The organism is Piscinibacter sp., from assembly GCF_047600445.1.
Taxonomy (GTDB): domain Bacteria; phylum Pseudomonadota; class Gammaproteobacteria; order Burkholderiales; family Burkholderiaceae_C; genus Piscinibacter.
Map to the genome: position 1 here is coordinate 2,117,790 of NZ_JASGKT010000002.1, position 14,472 is coordinate 2,132,261.

Below are 14,472 nucleotides of genomic sequence, written 5' to 3' on the forward strand. Positions count from 1 at the left end.
GGATCATGTTTCCAGGGCCGCCCACATCTGGCGGTCGCGCTCGGCGGTCCAGATGCGCGGGTCGGGGTACTGCGTGACTTCGTCGTAGCAGCGCGTCACGTCGAAGGGCATGCAGTGGTCGAAGATGACCCACTTGCCGTACTTCGGCGCGAGCTTCGCGTAGGTGTCCTTGTAGACGCCGTTCAGGTCCTTGCCGGCGGCCACGCCGGCCTCGACGGCGGCGCGCACGTCGGCGATGAAAGAGCGCGTGCCGTCGAGGCCCGCCTTCACCTGCTCGGGCGTGACCAGCGCAGCGCCGCGGCCGGGCACCAGCTTCTGCGGCTTCAGCGCGGCGATGTTGTCCAGCGTCTGCGGCCAGTCCTTGAAGTAGGCGTCGCCGGCATAGGGCGTGGCGTCGAACTCGACCAGGTCGCCGCTGAACAGGATCTTCTGCTGCGGCAGCCAGGCCACCGTGTCGCCCTTGGTGTGGCCGCGGCCGAGCTGCAGCAGTTGCACTTCCAGCTTGCCCAGCCACAGCGTCATCTTGCCGGTGAAGGTCATCGTCGGCCAGGTCAGGCCCGGCGGCACGCTCTCGACGCTGCGGAACAGGCGCGGGAAGCGGCCGATCTCGCTGGCCTTGTCCTGCTCGCCGCGCTCGACGATCAGGTCATAGGTGTCCTGGCTGGCGATGATCTGCTGCCCACCTTCGGCCATGTAGGCCGAGGCGCCGAGCACCCGCACCGCATGGTAGTGCGTCAGCAGCACGTACTTGATCGGCTTGTCGGTCACTTCGCGGATGCGGCGGATCACGTCCTGCGCCATCACCGGCGTGGCCTGCGTGTCGAGCACCAGCACCGCGTCGTCGCCGACGATCACGCCGGTGTTCGGGTCACCCTCGGCGGTGTAGGCGTAGGCGTTGTCGGACAGCTTGATGAAGCTGACCTTCTTCTCTTCCAGGTCGGCCTGGCTGGCGAATGCCTTCTGGTTCATGCGTCGGTCCTGTCGTGTTGTGCCGCGGTGATTTGTTCAATGCAAACGTGTTTGCACTTTACGACCACCGTTGCCGTATGTCAAACTGATTTGCATGGAGCAAATAATGATCCGCGAGCAGCGCGCCGTGCAATCGGTGGAAGTCGGGGGGCGGCTGCTGATCGCGCTGGGCCAGCACAACGGGCCGATGACGCTGAAGGACCTGGCCGCCGCGGCCGGCCTGCCGGCTTCGCGCGCCCACCCCTACCTGGTCAGCTTCGGCCGGCTCGGGCTGATCGAGCAGGATGCGCTCAGCGGCCGTTATGCGCTCGGGCCGGCGGCGCTGCAACTGGGGTTGGCCTGCCTGCACCAGCTCGACCCGGTCAAGGCCGCCGGGCCGGTGGCCGAGGCGCTGTCGCAGCGCATCGACCAGACGGTGGCGATCGCGCTGTGGGGCAACATGGGCCCGGCCATCGTGCGCGTGATCGAGGGCACGCAGCCGCTGCACGTGAACATGCGCGCCGGCTCGGTGATGTCGCTGTTCGGCACCGCCACCGGGCGCGCCTTCGCGGCGGTGCTGCCGGCGCGCGTGGTCACCGAGATGCTGGCCGCGTCGCGGGGCGAGGCGCGCCGCGCCGACCGCACGGCGGTGAAGGACGTCGGCCGCGAGCTGGAAGCCATCGTCGCCGAGTTCCGCCGCCACGGCGTGGCGCGCGCGGTGGGACGGCCTATCCCGGGCGTCAACGCCTTCAGCGCGCCGGCCTTCGACCACGAAGACAAGCCGGCCCTGGTGATCACGGCGCTGGGCCACGAAGACAGCTTTCCCGCCGGCTGGGACTCGCCGCTGGCCGCCGCGGTGCGCGAGGCGGCGGCGGAGATCTCGCACCGGCTGGGCCACAAGAACAAACCCCTCCCGGCCTGAGGCCGGGAGGGGCGGGCGGCTGACGCCGCCGGGTGGGGCTCCGGAGGGAAAGCGTCCGGGGCTCCTGGCGCGCAGGGACTGCGCCATCGGGTGCGCCTGCTGAACAGGCCCTGCAAAACTAGGCGATGGCGCGCGCCGATTCAAGCGCGCGGCATGCTGGTGTTTCCTCTTGTCAGCCGGCCGGCTTCATGATCCGCGCCACCACGTCGGCCACACGCCGCTCGACCGCCGCGTCCATCACGATCGCGCGGCCCCACTCGCGCTGCGTCTCGCCGGGCCACTTGCTGGTGGCGTCCAGCCCCATCTTGCCGCCCAGGCCGCTGACCGGCGAGGCGAAGTCGAGGTAGTCGATCGGCGTGCGCTCGACCAGCGTGGTGTCGCGCACCGGGTCCATGCGCGTGGTGATGGCCCAGACCACCTCGTCCCAGCGGCGGATGTCGACGTCGTCGTCGGTGACGACGATGAACTTGGTGTACATGAACTGGCGCAGGAAGCTCCACAGCCCGAACATCAGCCGCTTGGCGTGGCCTGGGTAGGCCTTGCGCATGCTGATGATCGCCATGCGATAGCTGCAGCCCTCGGGCGGCAGGTAGAAGTCGACGATCTCCGGAAACTGCTTCTGCAGGATGGGCACGAACACCTCGTTGAGCGCCACGCCGAGCACCGCCGGCTCGTCGGGCGGCTTGCCGGTGTAGGTGGAGTGGTAGATCGGCTCGCGGCGGTGCGTGATGCGCGCGATCTCGAACACCGGAAACCAGTCCTGCTCGTTGTAATAGCCGGTGTGGTCGCCGAACGGCCCTTCCAGCGCGTGCAGGTAGCCGTTGAGCTCCTTCAACGCGACGCCGTGCTCGCTGATGCCGCTCCAGCCGCGCTCGGCCGGCGGAATGTGCCCTTCCAGCACGAACTCGGCGCTGGCCGGCACCTGCAGCATCACGCCGGCGTCGCCGACGCCGGTGTCGGCCACCTCGGTGCGGCTGCCGCGCAGCAGCCCGGCGAACTGGTACTCGGACAGCGTGTCGGGCACCGGCGTCACCGCGCCGAGGATGGTGGCCGGGTCGGCCCCCAGCGCCACCGCGATCGGGAAGGGCTGGCCCGGCCGGGCCAGCGCGAACTCGCGGAAGTCGAGCGCGCCGCCGCGGTGCGCCAGCCAGCGCATGATCACCTGGCGCGGCGCGATCACCTGCTGGCGGTAGATGCCCAGGTTCTGGCGCGCACGCGCCTTCGGCCCGCCCTGCGGCCCGCGCGTGACCACCAGGCCCCAGGTGATCAGGGGGCCGGCGTCGCCCGGCCAGCAGGTCTGCACCGGCAGGCGGGTCAGGTCGGCGTCGGCGCCTTCCAGCACCAGCTCGCGGCAGGCCGGCGAGCGCACCAGCGCCGGCTTCATGTCCCACACCGCCTTGGCCATCTGTAACAAACGGCCGGTGTCCTTCAGGCCCTTGGGCGGCTCGGGCTCCTTCAGCCGCGCCAGCAGCTCGCCCACCTCGCGCAGCTCGTTCACCTCGGTGGCGCCCATGCCCAGCGCCACGCGGCGCGGCGTGCCGAACAAGTTGGCGAGCACGGGAATTTTGTAACCGGCAGGCTGCTCGAACAGCAGCGCCGGACCGGCCGAGCGCAGCACGAAGTCACTGACCGCTGTCATCTCCAGCCGCGCGGAGACAGGATCGGCCACTCTTTTCAGCTCGCCCAGACCTTCCAGGCCCTGGATGAAGTCACGCAAGTCCCGGTATTTCATACGAAATAGTAATTAGAGACAAATTTCATAGTCTTGACCGGTTATGAAGCGGCTTCCTAGAATTCGCGCCAGTCGCACCGCTACGGGATAACCCCAGGCCCTCGGTGCAGGGATAGAGAAGCAGCGCCGCTGCTGCCAGTATCGGATCGAGGTCCGACGAGGCCCGATCGACGCGCCGGAACGCCGCACCAGACGGCGCCACCCACCGGCCCGGAATTATCACCGTCGCCCTGCGGCCACCGCCGCAGCAAAGCCCCGCCCGGGGCCGGCGACCGCGAAAGGAAGAGACATGACGACGACGCTGAAGCGATGTTTGACGCGCACCCTGCGGGTACGCGATGCCATCGGCGAGTCGGCCACGGTGTTCCTCAAGGACGTCGGGCAGGGCTTGCTCGAAGTCAGCCACAACATGCTGGCGCTGATCGGCCTGCTGATCGTGGCCGCCGCGCTGTTCGCCATCGGCAAGCCCGAGCTGCGCCACGCCGTCGAGGCGCAGGCGCTGGGCTGGCTGAAGACGCGCCACGAGGCGCGCGCCGATCCGGCCGAGCTGCTGGCCCAGCAGTTGAGCGAGCCCGACGCGATCGCCCGCGCCACCGCCGCCAACCCCAAGGACCTGAGCCGCCAGCAGGCCGCCGTGGCGATGTGGATCTCGCGCCGCTACCGCGTCGCGCCCGAGCCGGTCAGCCGCCTGGTGCAGGAAGCCTGGGCGGTGGGCCAGCGCGCCGGGCTGGACCCGACGCTGATCCTGGCGATCATGGCCGTCGAGTCGAGCTTCAACCCCTTCGCGCAGAGCAGCGTCGGCGCGCAGGGGCTGATGCAGGTGATGACACGTATTCACGACGACAAGTACGAAGCCTACGGCGGCAAGCACGCCGCCTTCGACCCGGTGAGCAACCTGCGCGTCGGCGTGCAGGTGCTCAAGGAGTGCATCGCGCGCGCCGGCAGCCTGGAAGCGGGCCTGCGCTACTACGTCGGCGCGGCCAACCTGGAAGACGACGGCGGCTATGCCGGCAAGGTGCTGGCCGAGCAGAACAACCTGCGCACCGTGGCCTCGGGCAAGGCGCTCTCGCCCACCACCGCGCTGGTGCCGGTGGTGCTGCCCGCCCCCGCCGCCGCGCCGCGCAGCGAGCCGCGCCCGGCCGAGGCCGAGGCGGCGGTGCCCGCCGAGCCGGCCAAACACGCGGAGCAGGTGGCCTCGCTGGGCTGAGCGGCGAGCCGCTACACTTGCGCCACCGCGCGACTGGCGATGCGGCCCCGCCTCGGGGCCTGAGGTGGTGAACCACCGGGAAGCGCGGTCGGTGAGCGACGCGGTCGCGCGCCGCATCGAGCCGTTCGCCTGGGCAGCCCCGCCGCCGCAGCCTCCTGCGGCGCGCGCCGGGACCGTCTGCTGTCAAGGACCGCCGCCACCATGTTCGACCGTACCGCCTCCACCGTCGCCAGCGTCGACCCCGAGACCTGGGCCGCCATCCAGCGCGAGAACCAGCGCCAGGAAGACCACATCGAGCTGATCGCCTCGGAGAACTACGCCTCGCCGGCCGTGATGGCCGCGCAGGGCTCGCAGCTCACCAACAAGTACGCCGAGGGCTACCCGGGCCGCCGCTACTACGGCGGCTGCGAATACGTCGACGTGGTGGAGCAGCTCGCCATAGCCCGCGCACAACAGCTCTTCGGCGCCGAGTTCGCCAACGTGCAGCCGAACTCCGGCTCGCAGGCCAACCAGGGCGTGTTCTTCGGGCTGCTGCAGCCGGGCGACACCATCATGGGCATGAGCCTGGCCGAAGGCGGCCACCTGACGCACGGCATGGCGCTGAACATGAGCGGCAAGTGGTTCAAGGTGGTCTCCTACGGCCTGAACGCGCAGGAGGAGATCGACTACGACGCGATGGAGCGCCTGGCGCACGAGCACCGCCCCAAGCTGATCATCGCCGGCGCCTCGGCTTATGCGCTGCGCATCGACTTCGAGCGCTTCGCCAAGGTGGCCAAGGCGGTCGGCGCGTATTTCATGGTCGACATGGCGCACTACGCCGGGCTGATCGCCGCGGGCGTCTACCCGAACCCGGTGCCCTTCGCCGACGTGGTGACCACCACCACGCACAAGACGCTGCGCGGCCCGCGCGGTGGCCTGATCCTGACGCGCAGCGAAGAGATCGCCAAGAAGATCAACAGCGCGATCTTCCCCGGCATCCAGGGGGGCCCGCTGATGCACGTGATCGCCGCCAAGGCGGTGGCCTTCAAGGAGGCGCTCGCGCCCGGGTTCAAGACCTACCAGCAGCAGGTGGCGAAGAACGCGGTCGTGATGGCCGAGACGCTGGTGCAGCGCGGCCTGCGCATCGTCAGCGGCCGCACCGAGAGCCACCTGATGCTGGTCGACCTGCGCCCCAAGGGCCTGACCGGCAAGGAGGCCGAGGCCATCCTCGGCGGCGCGCACATCACCTGCAACAAGAACGGCATCCCGAACGACCCGCAGAAGCCGATGGTCACCAGCGGCATCCGCCTCGGCTCGCCGGCGATGACCACACGCGGCTTCAAGGAAGAGCAGGCGCGGCTGACCGCCAGCCTGATCGCCGACGTGCTCGACAAGCCGCACGACGAGGCGAACATCGCGGCGGTGCGCGCCAAGGTCGCGGCCTTGACCAAGGACTTCCCGGTCTACCGCTGATGCGCTGCCCCTTCTGCGGCCACGTCGACACGCAGGTCGTCGAGACGCGCGAGTCCGACGAAGGCGACCAGATCCGCCGGCGGCGGCGCTGCCAGAAATGCGACAAGCGCTTCACCACCTACGAGCGCGCGGACATCGCGCTGCCCTCGGTGGTGAAGAAGGACGGCACGCGCGAGGAGTTCGTGCTCGCCAAGCTGCGCGGCTCGATGTCGCTGGCGCTGCGCAAGCGGCCGGTGAGCGTGGAGCAGATCGACGCCGCGGTCGACCGCATCCAGGAGAAGCTGCTCAACAGCGGCGCCAAGGAAGTCAGCTCCACCCGGCTGGGGGAACTGGTGATGAGAGAGCTGAAGCGAATCGACAAGGTCGCCTACGTGCGCTTCGCCTCCGTCTACCGTTCCTTCGAGGACGTGGACGAGTTCCGGCAGCTCATCCGCGACATTTGAGCTGAACTCCCCCGCCCGGGGGAGCCCACCGCCGAGGGCCCCGCAGCGAGGCCCCGGCGCATCGCCCCTCGTCGGGACGCGCGGGATCGCGTCGATTCCTAGAGTTCGTGCAAGGCCTCAGCGGAGCACGACATGGACTCGACACTCTCCTTCCCGCGGCAGCGCGGCTTCACGCTCGTCGAAGCCGGCGTCGTGATCGCGGTGCTGGCCGCGGCCGTCACGGTCGCGGTGCCCGGACTGCAGCGGGTGATCGAACAGCGCCGCCTCGACGCCGCCGCGACGCAGCTCGCCGCGACGCTGCAACTGGCGCGCAGCGAGAGCCTCGCGCGCAACCGCGTGGTGCGGCTCGCGCACGACGCCGCCACCGGCTGCACGCTGCTGCACACCGGCGCGGCCGGCGCCTGCCGCTGCACGCCGCGCGGCGAGGCCGACTGCGCGGCCGGCGCGGTGCTGATCCGCAGCAGCGGCGCGACGCCCGGCGTGTCGATCCAGAGCAATACCGCGTCGCTCGCCTTCGACCCGCAGCACGGCACCGTCACGCCCACCGCCACCTGGCGCGTGGTCGCGGCGCGCGACGGCCGCGCCGTCCACCACGTGATCAACCTGATGGGCCGCGTGCGCAGTTGCTCGCCCAACGCGGCCGTGCCCGGCTACCGCGCCTGCTGAACACCATCCGACGAGGAGGAACCGACCATGAACCACATCGCTTCGCGCCGCGCCGCACGCGGCTTCACGCTGATCGAGCTGCTCGCGGCCGTCGGCATCGCCGGCGTGCTGTCCAGCCTCGCCTGGCCGAGCTTCGAGGGCAGCCTTCAGAAAGGCCGCCGCACCGACGCGATGCTGGCGATGGCACAGTTGCAGATCGCGCAGGAGCGCTGGTACGCCAACCATCGCCGCTACGGCACGCTCGCCGAGCTGCGCCTGGGCGAGCGCAGCGGCGCCGGACACTACCGGCTCGACGTGAGCGCGGCCGACGAGCAGGGCTACGTCGCGCTCGCGCAGGCCAGCGGCGCGCAGGCGCGCGACGCGGCGTGCCGCCACCTGCGCCTGAGCGTCGTGGGCGGGCTGACGCGGCGCGAATCGGGCGCCGACGAGGGCGTGGCCAACGACGAAGCCGCCAACCGGCGCTGCTGGGGGCTTTGAGATGGGCCGACGTTCGCAGGCCGGCGTGTCGCTGGTGGAACTGATGGTCGGGCTGGCGCTCGGCCTGTTCATCGCCGCCGCCGCGTTCACCGCGGTCGTCGCGCAGTGGCGCGAGCACCGCCACGCGACGCTGGCGCTGCGCTTGCAGCAGGATCTGCGCAGCGCCGCCGACGTGATCTCGCGCGACCTGCGCCGCGCCGGGCACTGGGCCGCGCCGGCGGCCTCGGCGGCCAATCCGTATGCGGCCTTCGCGCCGCAGGGCGCGGCCTCGGACGCGGCGAGCTACGCCTACTCGCGCGACACGGCGGAGAACCACACGCTGGACAGCGCCGAACAGTTCGGCCTGCGCCTGCGCCGCGGCGTGATCGAGCTGCAGCTCGGCGCCGGCGCCTGGCAGGCGCTCACCGATGCCGGCGCGCTGGTGGTCACCGAGTTCTCGCTGGCGCCGCGCGAACAAAGCGTCTCGCTGCTCGAACACTGCCCGCGCGAGTGCGCGGACGGCGCGCTCTGCGAGGCGCTCGTCAGCGTGCGCCGCGTCGCGCTGCGCATCGCGGCGCATACGGCCGAGGACACCTCGCTGCGGCGCCGCGTCGACACGCTGGTGCGGCTGCGCAACGACGACGTGGCCGGCGCCTGCCCGGCCTGAGGAGAATCACCATGACCCTGTCTTCACAACGCGGCGCCGCCACGCTGGCGGTCACGCTGATGCTGCTCGCCGCGATGCTGGTGACGCTGCTGGCGGCGAACCGCAACCTGCTGATCGAGCTACGCCAGTCGTCCAACCAGGCCGATGCGGCGCTCGCCTTCGAGACGGCCGAAGCCGGGCTGGATTGGGCGCTCGCCCGGCTCAACGACGATGCACGCACCGGCGGCGACTGCCAGGCCGCCGCCACCGCCGCGCGGAGCTTTCGCGAGCAGTTGCTCGACACCGGCATCGCCACCTTCACGCCGCGCGGCCTGGCGCCGGCCTGCGTGCACGGCGCTTCGGGCTGGGCCTGCGGCTGCGGGCCCATGGGGCCCGTCGGGCCGGCAGCGAACGGGCCGGGCTTCACCGTGAGCGTGCAGCCCGGGCCGCAGGACGGCCGGCTGCTGCTCGTCGCCAGCGCCTGCGCGCACACCGCCGGCGTGTGCGGCGACGAAGGCGCGCTCGCGCGCCACCAGGCCGTGATCGCGCTGCAAGCCGCGCTGCCCATGCCGCCGGCGGCCGCGCTGACGGTTCGCCCCGCCGCGACGCCCGTCGGGCCTTTCTTCGCCGGTCTGTTCGGGCAATCGAAGGCCTCGTGGACGCAGCAGCAGGCCGTGCGCCGCATCGACTGCCACGGCGACTGCGGCGCGGCCGTCACGCTCGCCGTCGAACAGGGCGCGACGCTGCTGGCGCTGCCCGGCGATGTGCTGCTGCGCGGCCCGCTGGCGCTCGGCACGCCCGAGCGGCCGGTGCTGATCGTCGCGGCCGGCACCTTGCAGTTGCAAGGCGCGGTGCAACTGCACGGCGTGGCCTACGCCGCCAGCCTGGGCTGGACGGCCCCCGCCGCCACGGTGCGCGGCGCGCTGATCAGCGAAGGCGGCGCGGCCGGCGACGCCTCGCTGGACCTGCAACTCGACGCCGCCGTGCTCGACGCGCTGCGCACCCGCCAGGGCGGCTTCGTGCGCGTGGCCGGCGGCTGGCGCGATTTCTGAGGAGCCCGACCATGACGAACCCCCTGCCCCGCCGCCAGCGCGGCATCACGCTGATCGAAGCGCTGCTCGCCGCGCTGGTGCTGGCCATCGGCGCGCTGGCGCTGCTGCGCGTGCAGCCCGAGCTGCGCCGCCATGCCGAGTTCGCGCGCGAGCGCGGCTCGGCGCTGCGGCTGGCGCAGCAGGAGATCGAAGACCTGCGCGGCTTCACCACGCGCGCCGGGTTCGACGCCATCGCAGAACGTGCCTTCACCGTCGAGCCCGACGGCCTGGGCAGCCCGCGTTATGCGCTGGTGCGGCGCGTCGATGCCGCCGCCTGGGCGGGCGCGAAGGTGGTCGACGTCAGCGTCGCCTGGAACGATGCCCAGGGCGAACCGCAGCAGGTGCGGCTCGCCACGCTGGTCGCCGCGCAGGAGCCGGCGCTCGGCGCGCTCGCGCTGCTCTCGCGCTGACGCAGAATGCGGCGCATGACGGGCACGCCGCAATTCCCCACGCCCATGCACGAGGCGCTCGCGCTGGCCGAGCAGTCGGTCGGCCTGACCGAGCCGAACCCGCGCGTGGGCTGCGTGATCGTCGCGCCCGACGGCCGCGTGCTCGGGCGCGGCCGCACGCAGCAGGCCGGCGGGCCGCACGCCGAGGTGATGGCGCTGCGCGACGCCATCGCGCGCCACGAGATCGTGCACGGCGCCACCGCCTACGTGACGCTCGAGCCCTGCGCGCACCACGGCCGCACGCCGCCGTGCTGCGATGCGCTGATCGAAGCGCGCCTGGCCCGCGTGGTGATGGCGCTCGAAGATCCGTTCCCGCAGGTGGCCGGCCAGGGCGCGGCGCGGCTGCGCGCGGCCGGCATCGCGGTCGAGTCGGGCCTGCTCGCCGACGAGGCGCGCGAGCTGAACATCGGCTTCTTCTCGCGCGTGCTGCGCGGCCGGCCCTGGGTGCGCATGAAGGCGGCGGTGTCGCTCGACGGCCGCACCGCGCTGGCCAACGGCGTCAGCCAGTGGATCACCGGCGCGGCGGCGCGCGCCGACGGTCACGCCTTCCGGCGCCGCGCCGGCGCGGTACTGACCGGCATAGGCACCGTGCTCGACGACGACCCGCGCCTGGACGTGCGCCTGGTCGAGACCGCGAAGCAGCCGCTGCGCGTGGTGGTCGATTCGCGCCTGGAAACGCCGCCGGCGGCCAAGCTGCTCGCACCGCCCGGCAAGGTGCTGATCTACGCCGCGCAGCCGCAGGCCGGGCGAGAGGCGGCCTTGCAGGCGGCCGGCGCCGAGATCGCCCTTGTGCCCGGTGCGAACGGCAAGGTCGACCTCGCCGCGATGCTGGCCGACTTGGCCAAGCGCGGCGTCAACGAGTTGCACGTGGAAGCCGGCCACAAGCTCAACGGCTCGCTGGTGCGCGAGGGGCTGGTCGACGAATTCCTGGTCTACATGGCGCCGCGCCTGCTCGGCGTGGGCCGCGAGCTGGCCGCCTTCGGCCCGCTGGAGCGCCTGGAAGACACGCTGGGCCTGCGCTGGACCAGCGTGGCGCGCGTCGGCGACGACCTGCGCCTGATCGCCCGCCCGCACGGCCGCGCCGACTTCTGAGACACGTCGCCCCCCCCCGTTCGCCCTGAGCCTGTCGAAGGGCATGCGAGTACCTCGCCCGGGCTTCGACAAGCTCAGCCCGAACGGGCATGTCGCACCCGAACGGGGAAACGCCGCGCCCGCGCGGCGCCTGCGACAATCACACCCATGTTCACCGGCATCATCAGCGGCGTCGGCCGCATCGTCGACGTGCAGCCGCTCGGCGAGCACGCCTCGCACGGCCGGCGCCTGACGCTGCAGGCGCCGGACGGCTACCTGGCCGACGTCGCCCTGGGCGACAGCATCGCGCTGAACGGCGCGTGCATGACCGTCACCTCGTTCGACGCGGCGGCCGCGCGCTTCACGATCGACATCTCGGCCGAGAGCCTGTCGAAGACCGCCGGCCTCGCCGAGCCCGGGCCGGTCAATCTCGAAAAGGCCTTGCGCGCCAACGACCGCCTCGGCGGTCACCTCGTCAGCGGGCACGTCGACGGCATCGGCACCGTGCTGTCGTTCGACCCGGTGGGCGAATCGCGCGAGCTGCGCATCGCCGCGCCGCCGGCGCTGGCGCGCTTTCTCGCCTACAAGGGCTCGATCACGGTCAACGGCGCCAGCCTGACGGTCAACCGCGTCGTCGACCACCCCGAGCACTGCGAGTTCAGCATCAACCTGATACCGCACACCGTCGAGCACACCACGCTGGGCACGCTGCAACCGGGCCTGCGCGTCAACCTCGAGATCGACCTGATCGCGCGCTACGTCGAGCGCATGCTCGGCGGCGCGCTGCCGCGGCCCTGAGCGACCTCGGCCTCAGAACTGGCCCCGCAGCGTGAGCAACGCATTCCGCGGTTCGCCGACGAAACTGAAGACGTAGTCGGTGGCAATGAACGTGTAGTACTTCTTGTCGAACAGGTTTTCGACATTCAGCGCTGCCGCCCAGATCTTGTTGATCTGGTAGCTCACGCGCGCATTCCAGATCGAGTAGCCGCCCTGCACCGGGTTCAGCCGCGTGGTGCTGTTGGTCTTCTGCTCGCTGCGGTAGTCGACGCCCGCCCCAATGCTCCACTGGCCCAGTTGGCCGGGCAACTTGTGGTCAGCCCAGAGGCGGAAGATGTGCTTGGGTGTGTTGTAGTCGAAGGGCTTGCCGACCTGGGCGGCGTTGGCGTCTTGCAGGAACTCGTTGCGGTTGTAGGTGTATCCCCCGCCCAATTGCCAGTCCTTTGCCAACTGGCCGCGCACCTCGAGTTCCAGTCCCTCGCTGCGGACCTTGCCGGCCGCGCGCGAGCAGCGGCTGGTGCCCGCGCTGCCGCAGACGGGCGGTGAGTCGAAGTCGGCGATGGCACGATTGCTCTGGTCGATGCGGAAGACCGCGAAGGAGGTGTTCAGCGCGCCGTCGAAAAGCTCGCCCTTGATGCCGACCTCGTGGTTGGCGCCGACGATGGGCGGCAACACCTCCAGTTGTGCGTTGGTGGCGCTCTGGGGTTGGAAGATGTCGGCATAGCTGGCGTAGACCGACCACTCGGGCGTCAACGCGTACACCAAGCCTGCGTAGGGCGTGATTTCACCGCTCTCCTTGCGCAGGTTGGTGGACGTGCGGGTCATCGTGCGGGTCTGCGAAGGGGCCTCGTACCAACTGGCGCGCACGCCCAGGCTGAGCGTCAGCGTGTCGGTGAGGTGGCTGCGCAGCGTGCCGTAGATGCCCTTCTGGGTTTCTCGGCCCGCGAACCGGTAGATGCCGTTCGGCGCGATCCCATCGAACCTCGGCGCATCGTGGTTGGGATCGAAGACGTTGTAGGCCGTGTACTCCCAGTATTCGTCGTACGCGTAGTTCTGCCGTTGTCTCGAATAGTTGGTACCGAGCACGACCTCATGGTCCAGGCCCAGGGCCTGCAGGCGGCCCGAGAGCGCTGCATCGACCCCCAGGTTCTTGGTCCGGATGTCGTAGGTGTAGCCGTGGCCGCCGATCGTGCTGCCGTCCACCGGCACCAGCATGTATCCGCCGAATGACATGATCGACTCGAGGCTTTCCTCGATATATACACCGGCCAGCTTGAGCTTCCAGTTCGGATCGAAGCGGTGTTCGAAGTCGATGAAAGCCTGGGTTTCGTGTCGGTCGCCGTTGTTCCAGTCCGCGCCAATGAAGGCGGAGCGCGGAATGTTCAACGCCCTGCCGTCGGCGTAGCGCGGCACGCCGTAGTACGTGAAGCGTGTTCCCTCCAGCCGGGAATGCGCGAGCCCCAACCCCAGCGCGGTCTGTGGCGTCAGATCGACGTCGAGCGCCGCGTAGGCGTTGAGATTGCGTTCATGCATCGTGTCGACGAAGTAGTCCTTGTCTTCGTAGTCCAGCGCGACGCGGCTGCGCAAGCGGCCTTCGCCATCCAGGGGACCGCCGGCTTCCACCCGGGCGCCCAGGTTGTCCCACGAGCCGGCCCGGCCCTCGACCTTGACTCCGGTTTTCGCCAGGCCGCGCTTGCGCACCAGGTTCACCGCGCCGGCCGGATTGCCCGCGCCTTCCAGCAGGCCCTGGGCGCCTCGAAGCACCTCCACGCGGTCCAGGTAGATGGACGACGCCGCGAAATGGTTGCCCGTGGAGGCGCCGCGCTGCAATGGAACGCCGTCGTACTGAAAGGTGCTTGTCGCGAAGCCGCGCGAGTAGACGTCTCTCCCACCGTTGGGGCGGTTCACCAGCGTGACACCAGGCGTGTTGGCCAGCACGTCGTACAAGGTATCCAGGCGCTGGTCGTCCATCTGCTGCCGGGTGATCACGCTGACCGACTGCGGAATGTCCTTGAGAGCGTGCGTCGACTTCATCAGCGTGGCGCCCTGGGCGGTGTACGAGCCGGTTCCTTCGGTTGTGACCGCGTCGAGAACGGTCTGAGCCATCACTCTCACCGCGGGCAGTGTTGCTTCGCGGGCCTGCGGTGCTGCGGACGATGCAGCCGCGGCGGCAAATTCCTTGCTCAACACGAAGGTGCCGTTGGCCTGCTGGGCGGCCCGCAAGCCGCTGCCGGCGAGCAATGCGTCCAGGCCGCCCTGTACGGAGTAGCTGCCCTGCAGGCCGGGGCTGCGCAGGCCGGCCGTACTCTCGGGCGTGAACGACAGCAGGATGCCGGCGGCGCGGCCGAAGTGGGTCAACGCCTCTTCCAACGTGCCCGGCGGGATGCTGTAGCTGCGGATGGGCAGCGGCGCCGCCTGAGCCCATGCGGTGAAGGGCGTGACGAGTGTGACGGCGGCACCGAGGCTGCCGAAGAGGGTGTGCCCCATGGCGCACGCCATGGCGCTGCGCACGAGCGCGTTGGAAAACAGGCGCCGAGAAGCGCCGCGTCGACGATGGTCCATGGTCGGCCGTTTGCGGTTGCGGGTGGTGGAGTTGCTGGCTTTCACCATGC

At 70.6% G+C, this 14,472-nt stretch carries 14 protein-coding genes and 1 riboswitch; of the genes, 11 read left to right on the plus strand and 3 right to left on the minus strand.

What is annotated here, in order from left to right; all coding sequences use genetic code 11:
• Positions 1-3: 3 nt before the first annotated feature.
• Positions 4-969 carry an MBL fold metallo-hydrolase gene (locus QM792_RS14175; RefSeq protein ID WP_415150748.1) on the minus strand — a complete coding sequence of 322 codons (966 nt, stop codon included), beginning with the start codon at positions 967-969 and terminating at the stop codon, positions 4-6.
• A gap of 106 nt (positions 970-1,075) precedes the next feature.
• On the opposite strand from QM792_RS14175, the gene QM792_RS14180 reads away from it, so the two are divergent.
• A complete protein-coding gene (locus QM792_RS14180) occupies positions 1,076-1,870 on the plus strand; it encodes an IclR family transcriptional regulator (RefSeq protein WP_415150749.1) in 795 nt (264 codons plus the stop codon).
• 172 nt (positions 1,871-2,042) lie between these two features.
• Here QM792_RS14180 and QM792_RS14185 read toward each other — a convergent pair whose 3' ends face one another.
• On the minus strand, positions 2,043-3,602 hold the full coding sequence (locus QM792_RS14185) for a UbiD family decarboxylase domain-containing protein (RefSeq protein WP_415150750.1): 1,560 nt from the start codon (positions 3,600-3,602) through the stop codon (positions 2,043-2,045).
• Between the two features lie 289 nt (positions 3,603-3,891).
• Here QM792_RS14185 and QM792_RS14190 point away from each other — a divergent pair, with 289 nt between their 5' ends.
• From QM792_RS14190 to QM792_RS14235, 10 genes are all read left to right on the plus strand, one after another.
• Positions 3,892-4,809 (plus strand): transglycosylase SLT domain-containing protein, encoded by a 918-nt coding sequence (locus QM792_RS14190; protein WP_415150751.1) that lies wholly within the window; start codon positions 3,892-3,894, stop codon positions 4,807-4,809.
• A gap of 19 nt (positions 4,810-4,828) precedes the next feature.
• Positions 4,829-4,951, plus strand: a riboswitch (ZMP/ZTP riboswitch).
• Positions 4,952-5,010: 59 nt separating this feature from the next.
• On the plus strand, positions 5,011-6,261 hold the full coding sequence (gene glyA / locus QM792_RS14195) for a serine hydroxymethyltransferase (protein WP_415150752.1): 1,251 nt from the start codon (positions 5,011-5,013) through the stop codon (positions 6,259-6,261).
• Positions 6,261-6,704, plus strand: a complete 444-nt coding sequence (nrdR, locus tag QM792_RS14200; protein ID WP_415150753.1) for a transcriptional regulator NrdR — start codon at positions 6,261-6,263, stop codon at positions 6,702-6,704. Before glyA ends, nrdR begins: the two co-directional genes overlap by 1 nt.
• A 132-nt stretch (positions 6,705-6,836) precedes the next feature.
• A complete protein-coding gene (locus QM792_RS14205; protein ID WP_415150754.1) occupies positions 6,837-7,370 on the plus strand; it encodes a GspH/FimT family protein in 534 nt (177 codons plus the stop codon).
• A 27-nt stretch (positions 7,371-7,397) separates the two neighbouring features.
• The gene (locus tag QM792_RS14210; protein WP_415150755.1) at positions 7,398-7,847 is read left to right on the plus strand and encodes a type IV pilin protein; all 450 of its coding nucleotides are present in this window, start codon (positions 7,398-7,400) and stop codon (positions 7,845-7,847) included.
• A gap of 1 nt (position 7,848) precedes the next feature.
• On the plus strand, positions 7,849-8,493 hold the full coding sequence (locus QM792_RS14215) for a prepilin-type N-terminal cleavage/methylation domain-containing protein (protein WP_415150756.1): 645 nt from the start codon (positions 7,849-7,851) through the stop codon (positions 8,491-8,493).
• Positions 8,494-8,504: 11 nt separating this feature from the next.
• Positions 8,505-9,524: a PilX N-terminal domain-containing pilus assembly protein gene (locus tag QM792_RS14220; protein ID WP_415150757.1), complete on the plus strand. Its 1,020-nt coding sequence runs from the start codon at positions 8,505-8,507 to the stop codon at positions 9,522-9,524.
• Positions 9,525-9,535: 11 nt separating this feature from the next.
• On the plus strand, positions 9,536-9,973 hold the full coding sequence (locus tag QM792_RS14225; protein WP_415150758.1) for a prepilin-type N-terminal cleavage/methylation domain-containing protein: 438 nt from the start codon (positions 9,536-9,538) through the stop codon (positions 9,971-9,973).
• Between the two features lie 15 nt (positions 9,974-9,988).
• Complete coding sequence (gene ribD / locus QM792_RS14230; RefSeq protein WP_415150759.1) at positions 9,989-11,104, plus strand: bifunctional diaminohydroxyphosphoribosylaminopyrimidine deaminase/5-amino-6-(5-phosphoribosylamino)uracil reductase RibD; 1,116 nt, start codon at positions 9,989-9,991, stop codon at positions 11,102-11,104.
• A 147-nt stretch (positions 11,105-11,251) separates the two neighbouring features.
• Entirely contained in the window at positions 11,252-11,881 is a 630-nt protein-coding gene (locus tag QM792_RS14235; protein ID WP_415150760.1) for a riboflavin synthase, read from the plus strand.
• Positions 11,882-11,893: 12 nt separating this feature from the next.
• Here QM792_RS14235 and QM792_RS14240 read toward each other — a convergent pair whose 3' ends face one another.
• Positions 11,894-14,470: a TonB-dependent siderophore receptor gene (locus QM792_RS14240; RefSeq protein ID WP_415150761.1), complete on the minus strand. Its 2,577-nt coding sequence runs from the start codon at positions 14,468-14,470 to the stop codon at positions 11,894-11,896.
• Positions 14,471-14,472: the final 2 nt, after the last annotated feature.